This window comes from Catenuloplanes sp. NPDC051500 (assembly GCF_044454585.1).
Lineage (GTDB): Bacteria > Actinomycetota > Actinomycetes > Mycobacteriales > Micromonosporaceae > Catenuloplanes.
The window spans coordinates 129,352-147,380 of the sequence record NZ_JBITDX010000002.1 but is presented as its reverse complement, the minus strand read 5'-3'; the positions used below and the strand labels follow the sequence as shown (position 1 = coordinate 147,380).

Below are 18,029 nucleotides of genomic sequence, written 5' to 3'. Positions count from 1 at the left end.
GCTCGCGGGCTCAGTACCCGACGCGGAACGTGGCGTCCTGCTTGTCGGTGGTGGTGGAGCCGGAGGTGATCGGATCGACGCGCAGCACGTAGCCGCTGTGCCGGATGAAGCGGTCCGGGAGGTTGTGCGACCGGAACGAGGTCCACGACGAGTCCGCGAAGCCGGGCACCCGGTGGAACGTGGCGTCGGCGTCGAACGCCGCGGTGCCGTCGTCGGCCGCCAGGACCAGCGCATAACTCCAGTGCCGCAGGTACATGGTGGGGAAGTTGACGCTGCGGAACGACACGCCCGCCGGGTCGGCCAGGCCGGGGACGAGCGTCCACTGCTGGTCCTGGTACGGATCGAACGGGTAGACGTCGATCCTGGCCACGTTGTCGGCGTGCCTTACGTACCGATCGGGGAAGTTGTAGCTCTTGATCCGGTTCCACGTCGGGGCACCATAAGTCGCGATTAATCCGGACATCTCGGAGGCGGTGATCGGCGTGATACCGAGGTGCTTCGAGTTGATCGGCTGCGTGTAGAGGCGGTCGTTGAGCAGCGACCAGGTGCCGCTCGCCACGTCCGAGGTCTGCCAGGCGAAGAAGCGGCCGTTCGGGCTCCAGGTGTCGCCCCACATGTACCAGGTGTTCGCCGTGTTCGATTTCACGATCTGCGGCGCCTCCACGCCCCGGCCCGGCGTGATCGCACCGGTGTGGACGCTGAAGCTGTTCGGGTTGAACGTGCTGGACCGGGTGCCGAGCAGCGTGCTGTTGTTGTTGTTCTTGTAGTACATGTAGTTCACGCCGCCGACGGTGACGAAGCTGCCGTCGATCGCGTCGTAGCCCGGGTCGAAGAACACGACGCCGCTTGTCGCGGTCCGGAAATCGGTGGTGTAGCTGACCATCAGCACGTTGTGACCCGACGCGTTGACGGCGGAGTAGACGATCGCGTACTGCCCGCGCGCGGGGTCCCACACCGCCTCCGGCGCCCACGCGTGGGTGGCCAGCGAGTGCACCTTGAGCAGCCGGTAACCGGTGAAGGTGCGCAGGTCGGCGGAGTCCCAGATGTGCAGATACTGACTCTGGTACGCCCAGTCGGTGCCCTTCAGGTCGGTGGCAAGCACCGTGAACGTGCCGTCCTGCCTCCGCAGGATGAACGGGTCGCGCAGCCCGGTGCTGCCGAGCGTGGGCGTGGCGACCGGGCGGTTCTGGTTCAGCGGCGTCCAGTTCAGCCCGTCGGCGCTGACCGCCAGGTGCAGCCCGTAGCTCGCGGCCGCCATGGTCGGCGACTCGGTGAAGTACGCCATCGCATATCCGGCATAGGTGGCCGCGGCGGCCGATCCGGTCCGGGTCAGCGCGGCGGCCCCGCCGAGAGCGGCACCTGTGGCGAGCAATGTCCGACGCTTCATCTCAAACCTCTCATGTGAGCGCTCACAAGGTCGGCCGGAGGTGTGGCGTCCTCAGGTCCGGCGGGTTGCGGACCATCCTGGTCCAGGCTACCCACAAAGTCAAGGTCATCAATGCCCTGTGGGTACGCTGCGCGCGCTGATCAACGGCGGTAGCGTCTGGATCATGCGGGATGGATATCGGGGCGGGGCCGTGCTCGCCGAGGCCGTACGGTCCGGCTTCACGGAGAGCACGCACCGTGGATCGGTAGTGGTCCTCGACGCCGGCGGCGCGCCCCTGGCCGTCCGGGGCGACGGCCGCGGCCCGGTCTTCCCGCGCTCGTCGAACAAGCCGCTGCAGGGCGTCGGCATGCTCCGCTCCGGCCTGCGACTCGACGACGACGCCGACCTCGCGCTCGTCTGCGCCAGCCACTGGGGCGAGGACGTGCACGTCAGCCGGGTGGAGGCGCTGCTCGGCGCGCACGGGTTCGCCGGCGCGGACCTGCACTGCCCGCCCGATCTGCCCGCCGGGCCGGCCGTACGGGACGAGGCGCTGCGGGCCGGCCAGGTGCCCACCCGGACCCGGATGAACTGCTCCGGCAAGCACACAGGCATGCTGCTCGCCTGCCAGGCCGCCGGCTGGACCACGGACGGCTACTGGGAGCCGTCCCACCCGCTGCAACGCCAGCTGCGCGCCACCGCGGAGGAGCTGACCGGCGAACCGGCCGCGGCGGCAGGCGTGGACGGATGCGGCGCGCCGGTACTCGCGTTCTCGCTCACCGGCGTCGCGCAGGCGTTCCTGCGTCTGGTGCACGCGGCACCCGGCTCGTTCGAGCGCCAGGTGGCGGACGCGATGCGCGCCCACCCACGCCTGGTCGCCGGCACCGGCGCGACTGACACGCTGCTGATGACGCAGGTGCCGGGCCTGCTGGCCAAGGGCGGCGCGGAAGGCTTCGCCGCTGTCGCGGTCCCGGGCGCTGGAGCGGTCGCGCTGAAGATCGACGACGGCGCCATGCGGGCGATCCCGGCGGTGCTCTCAGCCGCGCTCGGCGCGCTCGGCGTGGACTGGGAGCCGCCGCCGTCCCCGGTGCTCGGCGGCGGCGAACCGGTCGGCGAGCTGCGCGCGGTCTGGTAGTAGCGCCGGTTTCCAGGCCCTGTATCGACGTGGAGGTCGGAGCGAGGCGCGGTCCAGGGGTCGCCGGGGCCTCGCCGCAGCCCGGCATCCCACGTCGATACAGCGCCTAGGATCGATCGGCGGTGTCCCCGGCGCGGGCGGCAAGCGCGCGGTCCGCCTCGGCGCGCATGGCGGCCACGAAAGCCGCGGTCTCCGGGGTGAACGGGATGCGGTAGACGTGTTCCGCGCCGGTGCCGGCCGTGTAGACGTCCCAGAAGAACGGGGCGATCTCGTCCGGGTCCGACTTGGGACCGCCGGTGCCGATGATGCCGCTGATCCCGGTGAACGCGACGTGCACGCCGCTGCCATCGAGCGACTTGTGCAGGTTCACCGCCCAGTGCCGCTGGGCGCCGGAGACCAGGCCCGCGTTGCCGAGGGCGGGGGCCGGGTCGATTGCGGAGCCGCCGGCCACGATCAGGATCGTGCCGGTGCCCGCGGCCCGCATGTCCGGCAGCACCTGCCGTACCGCTGTGATCATGCCGTTGATCCGGATGTCGACCCACGGCGCGGTGTTCTCCACGGTCACGTCGAGCGCGTCAGCGATCGGCACCAGACCCTCGCGGAAGTCGGGCGCCGGGTTGTAGATCATGACGTCGATCCGGCCGTACCGCTTCTTGATCTCGTCGAAGGCGGCAGTCGTCGCGGGGGCGTCCGTCACGTCGGCGGGGAAGGCGTCGGCGTCCACGCCAAGCTCCCGCAGCCGGGCGACCATCGGGTCCAGCTTCCGCCGGCTCCGGGAGATCAGCGCCACCCGGAAGCCCTTGGCGCCGAACACGGTGGCGATGCTGAGACCCATGCGAGGGCCGGCTCCCACGAGTACCAACGTCTTGGTGTCTGTCATGTCGTCTCCTGAGGGGCGGGTACGGAACCGCCCGGAACCCTACCCTGAGCCACAGTGGGTAAGGCCGCTCTGAGCTGCGAGAACACTGCTGCTCGACCGATGAGACGCCGGTCTGATCAGCGGTGGCCCGGCCGGTCGGCCCGGCCCGTTCTCCGGCACGCCGAGTCGATACGACGGACGCGGGCAGGACGTGCGGAGGCCGCACTAGGATTCTGACGTGGACACTCTGATCGCCGTACCCGCCGGGGAGGTGACGCTCTCCGACCGCCGCACGCAGACCAGCTGGCCGGTGGAGGTGGCGGCGTTCCGGCTCGCCGCGCTCCCGGTCACCCGGGAGCTCTACGCGGAGATCATCGGCCGCTGCCCGGTCGGAGGCGGCGACGACGCGCAGCCGGTCACGGACGTGACCTGGTGGGACACCGTGCTGTTCTGCAACGCGCTCTCCGCCCGCGACGGGCTGGCCCCGGTCTACGGCGTGGCCGGCGAGGACGTGACCTGGGACCGCGATGCGGACGGCTACCGGCTGCCGTCCGAGGCCGAGTGGGAGTACGCCTGCCGCGCCGGCACCAGCGGCCCCCGCTACGGCCCGCTCGACGAGGTCGCCTGGTACCGCGACAACTCCGGCGAGCGGCTGCGCGAGGCCGGCCGCAAGACGCCGAACGCCTGGGGCTTCCACGACATGCTCGGCAACGCCTGGGACTGGTGCTGGGACGTCTACGACGCCACCGTCTACGGCGGCTACCGGGTGCTGCGCGGCGGCGGCTGGTTCGACGAGCACTGGAGCTGCCGCGCCTCCGTCCGCCGCCGCAGCCACCCCAGCCTCACCCTCGACGACGTCGGCTTCCGCGTAGCCCGCAACGCCTGAGCCCGCAGCGCCTGAGCCCGCAGCGCCTGAGCCCGGCCGGTCGCCGCGGCGACCGGCCGAGTCCACAGGTCAGAGCGCGGAGCGGCCCACCACGGGCAGCTGGACGCTGCTGCTGACCGGGCGCACCGAGATCTCGGTGCCGGGCAGCGGGCGGAGCGTGTAGTCGTAGTCGGTGGAGATGACGACCACGCCGAGGCGGTGACCGGCCGCGACGGTGCGGTCGACCGGCTGGAGGTCCCAGCGCAGGCGGTAGGTCCGGTCCGGGGTGAGCGGCTCGGAGCGGGAGAGTGAGCGGCGGTTCTGCGGGTCGGTCCAGCCGCGGGTGAGGATGCGGGTGGTGCCGTCCGGCGCGTAGTCGACAAGGAGCGCGGTCAGGTTCGCGGCGGTGCGGTCGACGCTGACATCCGCGGTGATCCACGGGGTGCCGTTGAGCCGGGTGTCCCGGGTCAACACCGGCAGCTGGTACGCGAGCCGGTGGTCCGCCGAGGCCGAGGCCACCAGCTGCTGCGCGTTCTGCGTGCGGCCGTCGTCGGTGAACGTGTCGGTGCGCGGCCGGCCGGTGGCCAGCGGGACCGTGACGTTCCTGGTGCCCGGGACCGGCCAGGCCGTGGTGGTCTCGGTGACAGTGCAGCTCGCGTTCTCGAGCGTCACCGGCGCCTCGTCCTCGATGCCGCTGTCCACCCGGTAGAGGTAGTGGTCGACCCAGCGGTGCATGGCCGGCGCGAACTCCGGGGCGCAGGACGAGCCGTGGCCGCGGTCGTAGAGCCAGAGCTTGCGGTCGACGTCGAGCGCGTCCCACAGCTGGACGCCCTGCTTGGGCTTCACATTCCAGTCCTGGAGGCCCTGCACCACGAACACGCTGGCCCTGATCTGACCGGCCTGGGCGGTGTAGTCGCGGGCCGCCCAGACCGGGGAGTAGTCGCCTGTGGCGCGGTCCTGCGCCTGCTCCAGGTAGGCCATGTTCGGCGCGCACGCCTCCGGGTTCGCCCGGGAGAGCACGTACTTCGCCATGATGTCCAGGTCCTCGCCCTGCCAGCCGCCGGGCGCCACCACCAGGCCGTTCGCCCGGTAGTAGTCGTACCAGCTGGTCACGGCGGACATCGGGATGATCGTCCGGAGCGCGGACCGGCCGGTGAGCGCCGCCATGATCGGCAGCGTGCCGTTGTAGGAGACGCCGTACATGCCGACGCTCCGGGCCGACCAGCGCGCGGAGACGACGTTGCCGGCCGCGTCGAACGCCCGGCCCTTGCCGTCCAGCCAGTCGACCACGGCGCGGGTGGAGATCTGCTCGTCCCGGCCGCCCGCGTCCGGGCAGCCGGTGGAGGTCGCGGTGCCCAGGCTGTCCATCGCGATCATGGCGTACCCGCGGGTGGTGTAGTACTCCCAGGTGCTGACCGCGGCCGGTGCGGCGTTCAAGCTGGTCAGCGCGCGGTTCGCGGCGATCGCGGCGGCGGACTTCGCGTGCACGCCCTCCTGCGGCAGGCGGTCCACGTCGACGCTCGGGTAGGGCACCTCGGGCGTGCTGCCGCCGTACGGCGTCGGCATGATCAACGAGGCCACCCGCAGGCCCGCGGTCTCGGTCTCGCCGGGGCGGGTGATGTTCAGGTGCACCCGGTCGCGAACGCCGTCCCGGTCGGTGTCGAGCGGTGCCTCCACCCAGACGTCCTCGTTGAGCGCGGCCGCATAGTCGAAGACCGGCTGGGTCGCGCCGTCCTTGACGACTATCGTCGCGCGACCCGTGGCCTGCGCGGGGCTCGCCGCGGCGACCGCGGCAAGGACCAGAGCAGCGGCGATGGCGGTACGTAACACGTGTCCTCCACCCATGTAGGGAGATGTCTCGATGCTCCCTGACGCTAGCCGGTGTCGCCGGTCCGCGGGGGAAATGGCGCCGCCAGCGTGTTTCCGTTAAATCTCGCCTGCATTTACGCCTCGTGAAAGAAGCGATTACCGCGCATTAATCAATGGTTCAACTTGGGCGATGAACCAGCAGTTCAGGGCGGTCGTAGAAGTGGTTTCGCATAGTCCACGTACGACGGGGAGAAGCCGTGCCGAGCCCGAGTGCCTTTCTCCAGATCTGCGCGGACGGACGGTTCATTCCGATTCCATCGGGTGTTTTCTTTCACGAAGGGCCGATGACCACCCCTGTTGATCTAGGGGCGCTGACCCGGGCGATGAGCGCACGCCGTCTCACCGGCGGTACCGCCGTGTTCCTCACCGACGCCACGCTCACCGACCCGGCCGCGGTCGGCCGGGTGCGGCTCGCGCTGCAGGAGATGCCGTCGCCGGCCCGCGCCGGACTGGTGATCGGCGCCCACCCGGGCGAGACGCACGACCCGGTCGCCTGGATGCGGCACACCGAGACGCTCGACCTGCAGAAGCACCTGCCGTTCCGGGCGGACGCCGAGTTGGGCGCCCGGGTCGTGGCCGTGGACGCGGCAGGGCTGGAGACCACAGGGGTTCCGCAGGGCCTCCGGGTGCTGCCCCGCGCGCAGGCCGCGGCGCGCGAGACGCTCAAGACCGCCGCGCGGCTCGCCGTGGACCCGGCCCGAACCCGCTTCGAGCGGCTCCGGGACCTGCTCATCGAGGCGTCACGGCTGCGGGACACGCTCGGCGTGCGGCGCACCGTGGACGACGGGACCCCAACGCCGGTGACCGCCGCGTACCAGATGGCGCTCGGGCTTGCTCTTGTCGGCGTGCCGACGATCACCGGGCCGGCCGAGCGGGCCGCGGTGCCGACAGTCGCCGACCCGGAGCTGGCGCGCGGCGCGCGGAACGTCCTCGACCTGGACCAGCTCACCCGCGCGGTGCTGCCGACAACTGTCACCGAGGTGCTGTACGCATTCACGTCAGGCCTCGGCGCCGGCGAGCGGGCGGACCCGAAGGCGCTCCACGACGCGCTGAAGGCCGTGCCGGGCTCGGTCGCGATGGTCCGCGGCGGACTGCCCGGCCGCGGCGAGGACCGGGTCCGGTGGCTGGTGTCGCTTGACCACGACGTGTTCTGGGTGAACGCGGAGCTGGATCACGAGCCGATGTCCCGGTTCGACCCGGCCGCCACCGACGGGCGTACCGCGGAGCTGCGCGCGGCCGGCACCACGGTCTCGGTCCGGAACGCGGCAGGCGACCCGGTCACGCTTGCCACGCTCGCGCCGCCCGCCCCCGCGCCGCCCGTCGCGCCACCGGTCCGGGACCCGGCCGCGACCGCGCTCGTCGACGGGCTGGGCCTCACCGGAAGCGAGCCGGTCTTCGTCTTCTCCACCGCGATCGGCGACGGGAAACCGGCCGGCCAGGACGGCACGGCGCTGACCCCGGCCGTGCTGGAGAGCCTGGTCGACGGCCTGCGCCGGCAGTACCCGGCGGGACGGGTGCTGCTGATCGGGCCGGAGCCGGGCGCGAACCTGCGCGACCGGGCGCCGGAGCTGTTCGCGCTCCAGCGGGACGCCCCCACCCACGGCCTCGACCTGACCAGGACTGCGCACCTGGACGCGGTCCTCACCGCGTTGAACACCGGCCGTACCGCCACGGTGATCGGGATGTCCGGCGGCGTCGGCGAGGTCTCGGACCGGCTGGGCCTGCGTACGGTGCGGCTCGGCGCCGGCCCGGACTTCGACGGCACCCGGCACGCCGAGGCCGCCCAGCTTCAGCGCCTGGACGTGCCGATCGACTGGCCGGCGCACCTCGCGCGGGTCCGGGCGGCGGTGGAGGCGGGTGATCGCGGCGCGCTCACCGCGGCGATCGACGACTGGACGTCGTCCGCGGCGACGTACCGGTCCATCCTGGACATCGAGGCGAAGCCGGTCCCGTCGGCCACCACGCTTGACGAGGCGACCCTGTCACAGGAGGTCTATCAGGAGCGCGGCCACCAGCTGCGGAACACGGACAACCGGATCAACAGGTTCCGGGCCAACGTCGCCGACTGGCTGCTCACCGAGATACTCCCGGCCGGCCGGAACCTCGACGCCGATGCGGCCCGCGACTGGTGGAACCGCACCGCCGCCGAGCTGGACCTCGACGACATCCTCCGGGTCTTCACCGCGGACGTGGACGAGCTGGTGCGGCGCGCGGTCGACCTGGACCGTGAGTACGGCACGGCGGTCTGGTCGAAGAAGGTCAAGGCCGAGGAACGGGACGTCTTCGGCGCCCGGAGCACCCCGCAGCTGCAGCCCGCCACGCCCGAGGTCGAGGACGGCGAACCGCCGCTGCCGCCGAGCGAGAACCCGATGTTGAAGTCGGCGGTCGACGGATTCCTTGCGTCACCGCAGAACGCGGTGATCGAGAACAAGGACCTGGTCCGGTACGCGCTGCTGCGCAGGCCGGCGCTGTGGATGACGCTTCACCACCTCAAGCCGCACATGCTCGAGCAGCACCCGGACGCGGAGTGGCACTACTTCACCACTGCCGACGGCGAGATCTGGATCGCCAGCGAGGTGCCGGTCAACAAGGACCTCCCGGCGGCGATTGCGGCGCGCGACGCGGCTCGGGCGGCCGGCACGGATCAGGCGGAGCACGTCCGGCGGATCGCCGACCTGGAGCGGACCTCAGCGATCGGCGCCGCACAGCTGAGCGCGCTCTATGAGGGGTGGCGTGGCACGTACCCGGGCCTCACGCTCGACGACGTCGTCGAGATCCTCAACACGGTCGGGCATCCGGCGATCGCCGCAGCGGAGCACACAGTCCCCGGCTCGGACATGGTCACTCCGCTGCTGCGGGCGGCGCAGGGCCGTACCAGTGGCGAACTGCATCTGATCTCGTCGCTCGGCGACATGGTGGACGTCAACACCAAGTCCGGGCGGTTCATGAGCCTGAAGGTGCGCAAGCCGAAGGCCGGGGACGCCAGTCGCTGGGCCGGCAACGTGGCCCGGCGGGTCGCGGCCCACCTGGACATGCCGGTGCGGCTCGGCGAGATGAAGTACGCGGGCAACGACAAGTCCGGGCCCAACCCGCTTGCGGGCGGCCCGGTGCGGGTCGCCGACCTGCCCGGCGGGCGGCTGTCCGGGGACGGTCTCGGCGGCTTCACGATCGGCGACGACGTCTCGCTGCTGATCCGGCAGGTCACCGTCGCCGGCCGGACGGTGCTGCTGCTGGTCCCGGAGACGGAGTGGCAGGAACTGCGCGGCCGTAACTGGCTCCCGCCGGCCCCGGAGGACGGCGCCGCGCTGCCTGTGGTCGTCGTCCACAACCAGGACGGGTTCGTGCGCGTGCCTGCCGTCCAGGGCAATGTCGAGGGCTCGGTGCTGCTGACGCCGGCCGAGCTGACGCAGATCGCGGAGCGGCTCGGCAAGCACCAGGCGGTGATCTCCTGCGAGATCGCCGAGCTGCCGGGCGCGTTCATCCAGGGATATGCCGCCGCGCTCGACGGTACGGTCCTGGCCGCCCCGGCCAAGCTGCTCGGCGGCGCCGAGGACGGCGTGGGCACGCTGATCGACGGCACCGGCGAGAGCGCGGCCCGGGGCCTGCCGGTGCTCACCGAGGGCGGCGTGCCCTGGCAGCTGTTCACTGCCGAGTCCCGGGACACCGGGGGCGGGTGGGACACGCTCAACGACGTGACAGTCGACGGACGGGAGCTCGGGTTCGACGGCTTCCGGTCGGTGGACGACCCGGCGGCGTTCGCGAATGGCACCGGCGTGCTGTTCGGGCCGCGGACGGACGCGCTCCGCCAGGCCAAGCGCGTGGTCTGGTACGCGCCGGAACACCATCAGCTCGGCCCGGACGGCGCACCGTCCTGGTTCCGGCCGTTCGGGGCGTCGGACCGGGCCCGGCTGGACGCGCTGACCACGCGGATGGGGCAGGCAGCGAGCCCGGCACGCGGCGCCGGCATCGTCGACGACCTGGTCGCGCTCGGCGTGCTCAGCGACCAGAAGGGCGCCGAGGTCCGCGCGGAGGCGCTTGACAAGCGACTTCGCGCGCAGAACCTCCCGGCCGAGGCGATGACGCTCGTCCGGATGCGGATGTTCGACACGCGTGCCTCCACCGCGGCGTCCGCGATGCTCGACGGGGTGAAGAAGGCGGCCGCGGCGTTCACCGCGCTGTCGGACGAGATCCTCGGCTCCGGCATCGTCACTGTGGGCGGGCATGACGTGTTGCGGCTGCGGCTGGCGCCCGGCGTGCGTACCGACATCGACGCCGAGGGCCGGCTGGACATCCGGGTGGTCCAGGCGGCCGGCCCGCAGTGGGACAGCCGGGTCGCCGTCGGCCTGCACCCGGCCGGGGACGGCTGGGAGCTCCGCGTCCGCCCGCGTGCGAGCGACGCGACGATCCACGCCCAGCTCTCCGGCATGCTGGCGGCCCTGGTCTCCGGCCCCGGGGGCACCGATGTGGCCGAGGCCCGGCAGTTGCTCGCCGGGGAGCGGGCGCTGCGGTTACAGCGGAACGCGGCCTCCGGCTCGATCGCGCGGTGGAGCCGGGCGAAGACGACCAGACTGACGCTTCACCAGCGGACGCTCGACGGCCTGATGCGCGAGACCAAGGCGGACATGCGGCTCCTCGCGGACCGCGACGGGCTGCCGGCCGCGCTGAAGACCGAGCTGGAGACCGCGATCGCCCGGCCGACGTGGCGGGCGGAGAAGGTGGAGCCGCCACTGCCGGAGAAGCCGGGCCTGGCGCTGCACAACGCGCGGCGGCTGACCTCGACGCCGCTCGGCGTGCTCACCACATTCGGCGCGGGTACGGCGGCGGGCCGCGACCCGTCGCTGATGGGCGCGAGCATGGCCGGCGCGGCCGCCCAGCCGATGCCGCAGGCCTGGTCGGACGCGGCGAACGCGCGGATGAGCGCCATCGACGGCCCGCCCGCGAACCGGCTGATCGCGCCCGGCACCGAGGTGGCCGGCTACGGGCTGTTCAGCGCCCCGCGGTTCCAGATGTCCTCCGCCCAGGCGAACGTGACGAAGCGGTCGCCGTCCGGCTTCGCGCAGGCGCTCGCCTCGATGATCGTGGCCGGCAGCGTGAGCAGCAGGTGGGCGACCGGCGGCACCGCACTGGGCCTGACAGTGCTCGCGAACCTGATCCAGGCCGAGCTTGACCACGCGTTCGACCACCCGGAGGCGGTGTCGTCCAAGCGGTACGCGTTCGAGCACGCGCGCACCTGGGACAAGATGCGCAACGACTATGTGGAGAGCGCGTACTTCCGGGTCCGCGAGCTGATGAACCGGATCGGCGACGGCCCTGTCGACGCCGCGCTGCAGACCGAGCTGCGCACGGCCCGTACCCAGGTCGACAGCATGATCCAGAGCATCACCGCGGAGGTCAACAGCGCGGTCCGGGAGATGACCCAGCGCCGGAACAGCCCGTGGACCGGCTCCACGCTCTCCGAGACGTACGACCTGGTGACCCGCGGGGTCGGCGACGGGAAGCCGAGCCGGCTGCACAACGCGCTGCGGGTCGGCGGCCAGCACTCGGGGGCGCAGCTGCCGTCGCTCGTGCTCGGCTTCATCGCGGCGAGCGTGGTCGACCTGCTGACCATGAACATCGCGGCGGCCGGGGCCAGCGGCGCGGTCTACGGCGCGGGATGGAGCGGGCTCAAGCGGCACGAGTTCGCCGACCTGGTCGCGGTGGCCAGCTGGGACGCGCTGAACCGGCTGCAGTACATCCAGCAGGCCAGCGCGTTCCTGCTCAAGGAGGCCGGCGCGGTCAAGCCGGTCGCGATCGACGAGCGGCCCGCCGCCGACCCGAAGAACTCCAGGCTGCTCAGCGCGATGCACAGGATCCGCCTGCGACGGCTCGCGGCGGCCCGCGCCCAGGGCCGGGCGAACGCGGATGCCGGCCGGCCGAGGGAGGTGTCCGGACGACTGCAGATGGCGTACAAGCACGTGCCGTCGTTCGTCACGCACATCGGCGCGGCGGGCATCGTCGGCGGTGGCCTGCTCGGCCTGGACGGCGGCGTGCTCGGCGTCGGCATCGCGGTCGGCGGCGTCGCGAAGCTTGCCACAGGCATCGGCGAGAACCTGCTCCGGGTGTCCGCGCCGCTTGTCGCGCAGGAGGCCGGCACCAAGGTGGCGCTCGCCGAGACCCAGCGGATGATCACCACCCGGGCCGAGATGGCGAGCGAGATCACCGAGCTCCTCACGGCCGCCGCGGTCGCCAACCGGCACATCGTCCCGGCGACCGGTCCGGGCTGGGTGGGCCTCGGCGGGACGCTCAAGGCGATGCCGGGCAGCACCGGCGGCCGGATCGTCAGCGGCTGGCGCGGCACCCGGCGCGGCTTCACCCGGGCCGGCGACGTGCGGCACTGGAACGATCCGCCGGTGCTGTGGCGGGGACCCGCGGCGACCGGCCCCGTGACCCTGACCCACCGTGACCGGCTCGCCGTCAACGAGCTGCTGGCGATGGCCCGGGACCTTGACTACGCGCACGACCCGGCGAAGACCGCCCGCGCGGACCTGACAGTCCCGGCGGTCAGCGGGAAGCTCGTCGTGCTGCTGGACCGGCTCGGCCTGCGCGAGGCCCAGGACACCGGCGGGCACCGCTGGACCGCGGTCCTCGCCGACCTGCGCGCCCGGCACGGTTACCGGGCCGCCACGAACACGCCGCTGAGCGTGCTTCGCAAGACGCGGGCGCCGTCCGACCCGGCGTCGACGGCACCGCGCGCGGACAACGAGCGGCTCTACGACGACACGCTCCGGGACAGCCACGCGGACGACGTGCTGAGCACGCGGCTCTGGCAGGCCGCGAACCGGCCGGCGCTCGCACCGCTGCGGATGGGCGTGCGGCCGGACGGCTGGGTCAAGGCCTTCCCGGCGGACGGCCACCGCTACCGAATCAAGATCACCGAGGGTACGGTCGCGGCCGGCGGCCAGGCCCTGCTGCGGCTTGCCCCGGACGACCTCGGGCACGCGGTCTTCGGGCGGCACCGCGACGACGCGCACACGCTCGTCGTCGACCCGGCGGTCCTGGCGGATCCTGACCGGCTCTCCGCAGTGCTGCACGGGGCCACCGCGCAGATCGGCCGGCAGCGGCTCGACAACAGGCACCGCGTCCGCGACCTGCTGAGCGGAACCGGCCGGACCGAGTTCCCGATGTCCGACCTCCGGGCGAGGCCGGTCGCCGAGCTGCCGGGCGGCCGGGTGACACCGGACGGGCGGGGCGGCTTCCGGATCGGCGACGACATCTCGCTCGTGATCCGCCAGGAGACGGTCGCCGGCCGTACCGTGCTGGTGCTGGTGCCCGAGGTGGAATGGCAACGGCTGCAAGGCCGCAACTGGCTTCCGCCGTCCGGTCCGGCCGGTGGCGGGCTGCCTGTGGTCGCGGTGCACAACCAGGGTGAGTACGTGCGGGTGCCGGCCGTCCAGTTCGGCGTCGAGGGCTCGGTGCTGCTCACCGTGGCCGAGCTGGCACAGATCACCGCGGGTCTCGCCACCGACCGGGCGCTGATCACCTGCGAGATCACCGAGCTGAACCCGGCGCTCGTCCAGGCGTACAGCACCGCGATCGACGGCACCGTCCTGGCCGCCCCGGGCAACCTGCTCGGCGCCGCGGGGAACCGCCCGCTGCTCACCGAGGGCGGCGAGGTCTGGCGACTGTTCACGCCCGAGGCCACCGGTGACTGGGACACGCTCAACGACCTCACCGTCGACGGCCGGGACCTGACGTTCGACGGCTTCCGCTCCCAGGACGACCCGACGGCGTTCGCGGCACACCGGGACGGCCGGCAGCCCGGCGTGCTGTTCGCCTCCGGGACCGCCGCCACACCGGCGCCGCGGTTGCTCGGCGCGTGGGCGGGCTCGCTCGCCGGGCAGGCCGCGGACGTGCGGCGGTTCGCGGCCACCGCCGGTCGGCAGGTCGTCGCGGTCGACCTCAGCGGCCCGCCGCAGACGTCCGGGCCGGTCGTCGCGGAGCTGCGCGAGGTGCTGACCGGCTTCGCCCGGATGGGTATCTCGCCGGTCGTGGTCACCACCGAGGCCACGAAGGCGTCCGGTGAGCTGTTCGAGAGCGTGCGCCGCGCGTTCGGGCCGGTGCTGATCCAGCCGGCCATGGCGGGCTGGGAACGGGTCTGGCTGCTCCAGACGGCCGGCGGCGAAGGCCGGCAGATGGAGTCCCGGCTCGGCGCGGAGATCTTCGAGGCCGCCGGACGGCTGCGCGGCGAGCCACCGCAGGACGGCGGCGGCACCACCCTGCCGGAGAGCGTGGGCACCTGGACGATGTTCCCCACCTGGGCCGAGGCGCGCGCGTACCACCGGGAGCACCTGGACGGGCTGCATGCGCCCGCCGCGGCCGTCGCGCTTTCCGGCGCGGTCGCGGCCGAGCCCGGGAACACGCGGCTGGCCGCGTTCCGGACCGCGCTCGAGGTGGCGCGTGCCGCCGGAGGGCTGCCCTCACCCGGCGAGGCCGGGCTGACCCCGACCGCGACGTCGATCCTTGACGTGGAGCGGACGCCGGCGGCCGGGCCGCGCGACCGGGCCACGGCCGGGTTCGTCTACGACTACCTGGCCACGATCGGGCCCCGCGCCGACAGGTTCGCCATGGACGGGCTGCTGTGGTCGCTGATGATGTCCGGCGCGCTCACCCACGAGCAGGGACTCTCGCTGGTACGGGCCACCGCTGTCACCCAGACCGACAAGGCCAACCGCGAGGTTTTCGAGGCGGCCGTCAGACTTCTCTCGCTGACCCCCGCCGAACTGGACGGCGACCCGATGACACATCCGCCGTTGCGGGAGATCATGGACATGCTCGGAGACGTCACCGCGGCCTACAAGCGAGGGCCGGACGAGGCGCGGAACCCCAAGTGCGTCGACCCGATCGACCGAACCGCGTGGATCGGGCGACTCGACACACTGCGCGATTCGATGCGAACCTCTAACCCGCCGCTCGCCGCCGCGATCGAGGTCGCCACCCACATCCTGACGAACTGCTGACTGGAGAACCGCCGTGACCCTGCCGCTCACCTCGCGCACCATGGACGCGATCTGCCTGGAACACGTCGTCCCCACCAGCACCGGCAACCACGTCTTCAACGCGCCGCCGTCAAGCATGGCTCAGGACACGCTGCTCGGCGAGGCCCAGCAGATGCTCAGCGTGGACAAGTACGCCTACGTCTCGTTCGGGATCGGCATGCGTGACGCGCTCACCGACACCAGCGCGGCGACCACTCTCTGGGAGGACGGCATCGCCCGCCCGACCGGCGCGCTCAGCCCGGAGAAGGGCTCCGTGCGCGCGCTCATGTACCAGTACTTCCGCGGCATCCCCGCGGAGGCGCTGGACCGGCTGGTCGAGCGGCCGCTGTTCGGCCGCGGCCAGGAGGACGTCCGGATGAGCCTGGCCGACCTCGCCGCCCGCGCCGACATGATGGGCCTGCCGGTCGAGATTCCGATCGAGCGGCTCGCCGACGGCGGAGAGCCGATCCCGTCGAGCCGGATCGTCCACTTCGACACGTCCGGCCCGGCCACCCCGGCGAACGCCACGCTGATCCGGGTCGAACCGGCGCGGGTCTGGGACGCGAACCCGTTCGTCACCACCGGGCCGGACGTCCGCGCCGAGGCGCTCAAGGACGGCTACCCGGGCGGGCGGATCGTACCTGTCGACGGTGGGAAGCGGCTCGGCATGGCGTCCGCGCTGGCCGAGTTCCAGCACGCGGACCTGTTGCGCGACGGCCGGGCGCTGACCGGCAACGACCTGACCCGGGACGGCGTGCCGCCGCTGACCCCGGTCGCCACCTACGGTGACCTGCTCGCGCACGTTGCGGGCGCGGACGGGACGTACTCCCTGATCGAGGTACGCGCGGACGGGGCAGCGGACTCGCAGGTGTTCGTGGCCGTGCACGACGCGGCCGGGGACGCCTTCCTCGACCTCGGCACCGGCACCACGGCGGTGTTCCCCGACCTCCCGGAACAGATCAGGGTCAGCACGCTGCCTGTGGACACCGTCCTGGCCGACCTGCTGCGGGACCCGGCCGCCACCGGGGGCGTACCGGCGCAGATCCTGCCGCCGCCCGGGGTCACCCGCACGCACACGTTCGGCGCGGGCGGCAGCCGCTCGGTCGACCTCGTCGGCGGGTTCGGCGGGCCCGGCGTACCCAAGGATGTGCTTGACAAGCTCTCGGTCGCGGCCGAGGCGATCGGGCAGTCGGTGATCGTGATCGGCCCGCCGCCGCGCGACAAGTGGTCCCGGCGCCACCCGGAGCGCGCGGAGAAGCGCTTCCTGCTGCGCGCCGAGCACATGGCCTTCCAGCACCTGCAGAACCGCGAGCCGGCGCCGATCATCTTCAACTACGGCGGCGTGAGCACGGCGCTTGACCGGATGGCCGAGAAGTGGGGTTCGCCGGTCATCCAGCAGTCGATGGGCGGCGGCCTCGACTTCGACCGCAAATGGGCCGCGGCCGGGGTGCCGCCCTTCAAGGACCTCACCGGCGAGACGCTGAAGGCGGTCGGTGACCTGCAGCGGGCGAACACCGCGGCCACTGTGGAGCCGGAACTCGCCTCCTACCTGTCGATGACCTTCGACAACCCCGCGGCGGTACGGGAGAAGCTGGCCACCGACGGCAGTTCGCTCAAGGCGCTCCAGCACCGGATCGCCGGGCTCCCGGCCGACCCCGAGCTGTTCCGGGCGCACAGCAAGCTTCTTGACCTGCTCGGCCGGGAGGACGGCTCGTTCGACAGGGCGGTCGAGTACCTGGCCTCCGCCAAGGGCGGCACCGTGCCCGCGCTGCCCGACCTGCCGTCAGTCCTGAAGCAGGCGCCGGAGGCACGGGCCGGCGCGCTCGAGGACCTCAAGGCCGTCACCTACGGTACGCACGACGACGGCGCCGCACGGGCCGTGCTCGACGCCGTCCAGAAGCGACTTGCCGGTGAGAGCGAGGAGGTCGTCAAGAAGGCGATCTACGACAACTCGGTCTACCTGCCGGAAGGACCCGGTGGCCGCGCGGACATCGTCCGCACGCTGCAGGGATGGCGCGACGGCGCATCGACCGCGCAGGAGCGGGCCGTCTTCGACGAGATGGCGATCTGGGTGACCACCTGTCCGTGAGCCCGGGGCCGGCGCCGGCGCCCCGCACGGGACGCCGGCGCCGCCGGATTCACTACTTGACGGGGTCACCGCTGTCGTCGTACACCCACTGGGTGGTGACCTTGTCGTTCGGCTGCCCGGTCCAGGTCGCGCCGTCCTTGACCGTGATCTTGAGGTCGTAGGGGCCGGGGCGTTCCTCGGTCCAGGTCCACTCGCCCTTGACCGTGTCACCGTTCTCGAACCACGGGTCGGCGTCCGTGTCGACGTTCGCCGCGACCGGCGGAGCATCCTGGTCGCGGTGGCCGTCCGCCTTGAGCTTCGCTTCCTTCTCGGTAAGCGTCATGTCGTCCCAGGCCTTGGTCGCCGCCGGGGCGTCGGGCAGCGACCAGGACGCGAACGCCGGAAGGTAGTTGTTCCGGTCACCGTTCGGCGGGCCGACCTCCCACAGCTCGTCCGCGAACATCTCGAACGCCACCTTCAGGTTCGACTCGACCTGCGCGTATCCGTTCGCGGCACCCTTCAGGCCACCGGCGAACTGGTTGAGTACGCCGGTCTTCTTGTCGTTGTCCGGACCCGCGCCCTCCTCGCCGAAGAAGTCGTTGACGACGACCAGATAGGTGTCCCGCCAAGCGGTCGACTCCGTCGACGACGTGCCGGTCCAGCCGAGCTTGAGCTCCTCCCAGGCCTTGCCGACCGTCTCGAACGCGGCCACGATGTCCTCGCGGTACCCCTGCACCGCCATGGCGCAGTTGAACAGCTCGCGAGAGTTGATGTTCATCGTGACGGCGCTGGCGTTGTTGTAGACCGCGGAATCGATGTTGTCGAATTCAAACTCGGCCACGTGGGACTCCTTCCC

8 protein-coding genes are annotated in these 18,029 nt (G+C 72.2%); 4 read left to right on the top strand and 4 right to left on the bottom strand.

What is annotated here, in order from left to right:
* Window positions 1-10: 10 nt before the first annotated feature.
* A complete protein-coding gene (locus tag ACIA8K_RS03825) occupies window positions 11-1,387 on the bottom strand; it encodes a glycoside hydrolase family 43 protein (protein ID WP_396054652.1) in 1,377 nt (458 codons plus the stop codon).
* Between the two features lie 163 nt (window positions 1,388-1,550).
* Here ACIA8K_RS03825 and ACIA8K_RS03820 point away from each other — a divergent pair, with 163 nt between their 5' ends.
* Window positions 1,551-2,498 carry an asparaginase gene (locus tag ACIA8K_RS03820; RefSeq protein ID WP_396055626.1) on the top strand — a complete coding sequence of 316 codons (948 nt, stop codon included), beginning with the start codon at window positions 1,551-1,553 and terminating at the stop codon, window positions 2,496-2,498.
* 106 nt (window positions 2,499-2,604) lie between these two features.
* Here ACIA8K_RS03820 and ACIA8K_RS03815 read toward each other — a convergent pair whose 3' ends face one another.
* A complete protein-coding gene (locus ACIA8K_RS03815; RefSeq protein WP_396054650.1) occupies window positions 2,605-3,378 on the bottom strand; it encodes an SDR family oxidoreductase in 774 nt (257 codons plus the stop codon).
* 217 nt (window positions 3,379-3,595) lie between these two features.
* On the opposite strand from ACIA8K_RS03815, the gene ACIA8K_RS03810 reads away from it, so the two are divergent.
* Window positions 3,596-4,243, top strand: a complete 648-nt coding sequence (locus ACIA8K_RS03810; RefSeq protein ID WP_396054648.1) for a formylglycine-generating enzyme family protein — start codon at window positions 3,596-3,598, stop codon at window positions 4,241-4,243.
* A gap of 69 nt (window positions 4,244-4,312) precedes the next feature.
* Here the strand turns inward: ACIA8K_RS03810 and ACIA8K_RS03805 are convergent, their stop codons facing one another.
* Window positions 4,313-6,052 carry a CocE/NonD family hydrolase gene (locus ACIA8K_RS03805; RefSeq protein WP_396054647.1) on the bottom strand — a complete coding sequence of 580 codons (1,740 nt, stop codon included), beginning with the start codon at window positions 6,050-6,052 and terminating at the stop codon, window positions 4,313-4,315.
* Between the two features lie 323 nt (window positions 6,053-6,375).
* Here ACIA8K_RS03805 and ACIA8K_RS03800 point away from each other — a divergent pair, with 323 nt between their 5' ends.
* Both ACIA8K_RS03800 and ACIA8K_RS03795 read left to right on the top strand, forming a co-directional pair.
* A complete protein-coding gene (locus ACIA8K_RS03800) occupies window positions 6,376-15,087 on the top strand; it encodes a hypothetical protein (protein WP_396054645.1) in 8,712 nt (2,903 codons plus the stop codon).
* A 13-nt stretch (window positions 15,088-15,100) separates the two neighbouring features.
* Entirely contained in the window at window positions 15,101-17,194 is a 2,094-nt protein-coding gene (locus ACIA8K_RS03795; protein ID WP_396054643.1) for a hypothetical protein, read from the top strand.
* Window positions 17,195-17,246: 52 nt separating this feature from the next.
* On the opposite strand, the gene ACIA8K_RS03790 is transcribed toward ACIA8K_RS03795, so the two are convergent.
* Window positions 17,247-18,014: a hypothetical protein gene (locus ACIA8K_RS03790; RefSeq protein WP_396054641.1), complete on the bottom strand. Its 768-nt coding sequence runs from the start codon at window positions 18,012-18,014 to the stop codon at window positions 17,247-17,249.
* Window positions 18,015-18,029 lie beyond the last annotated feature (15 nt).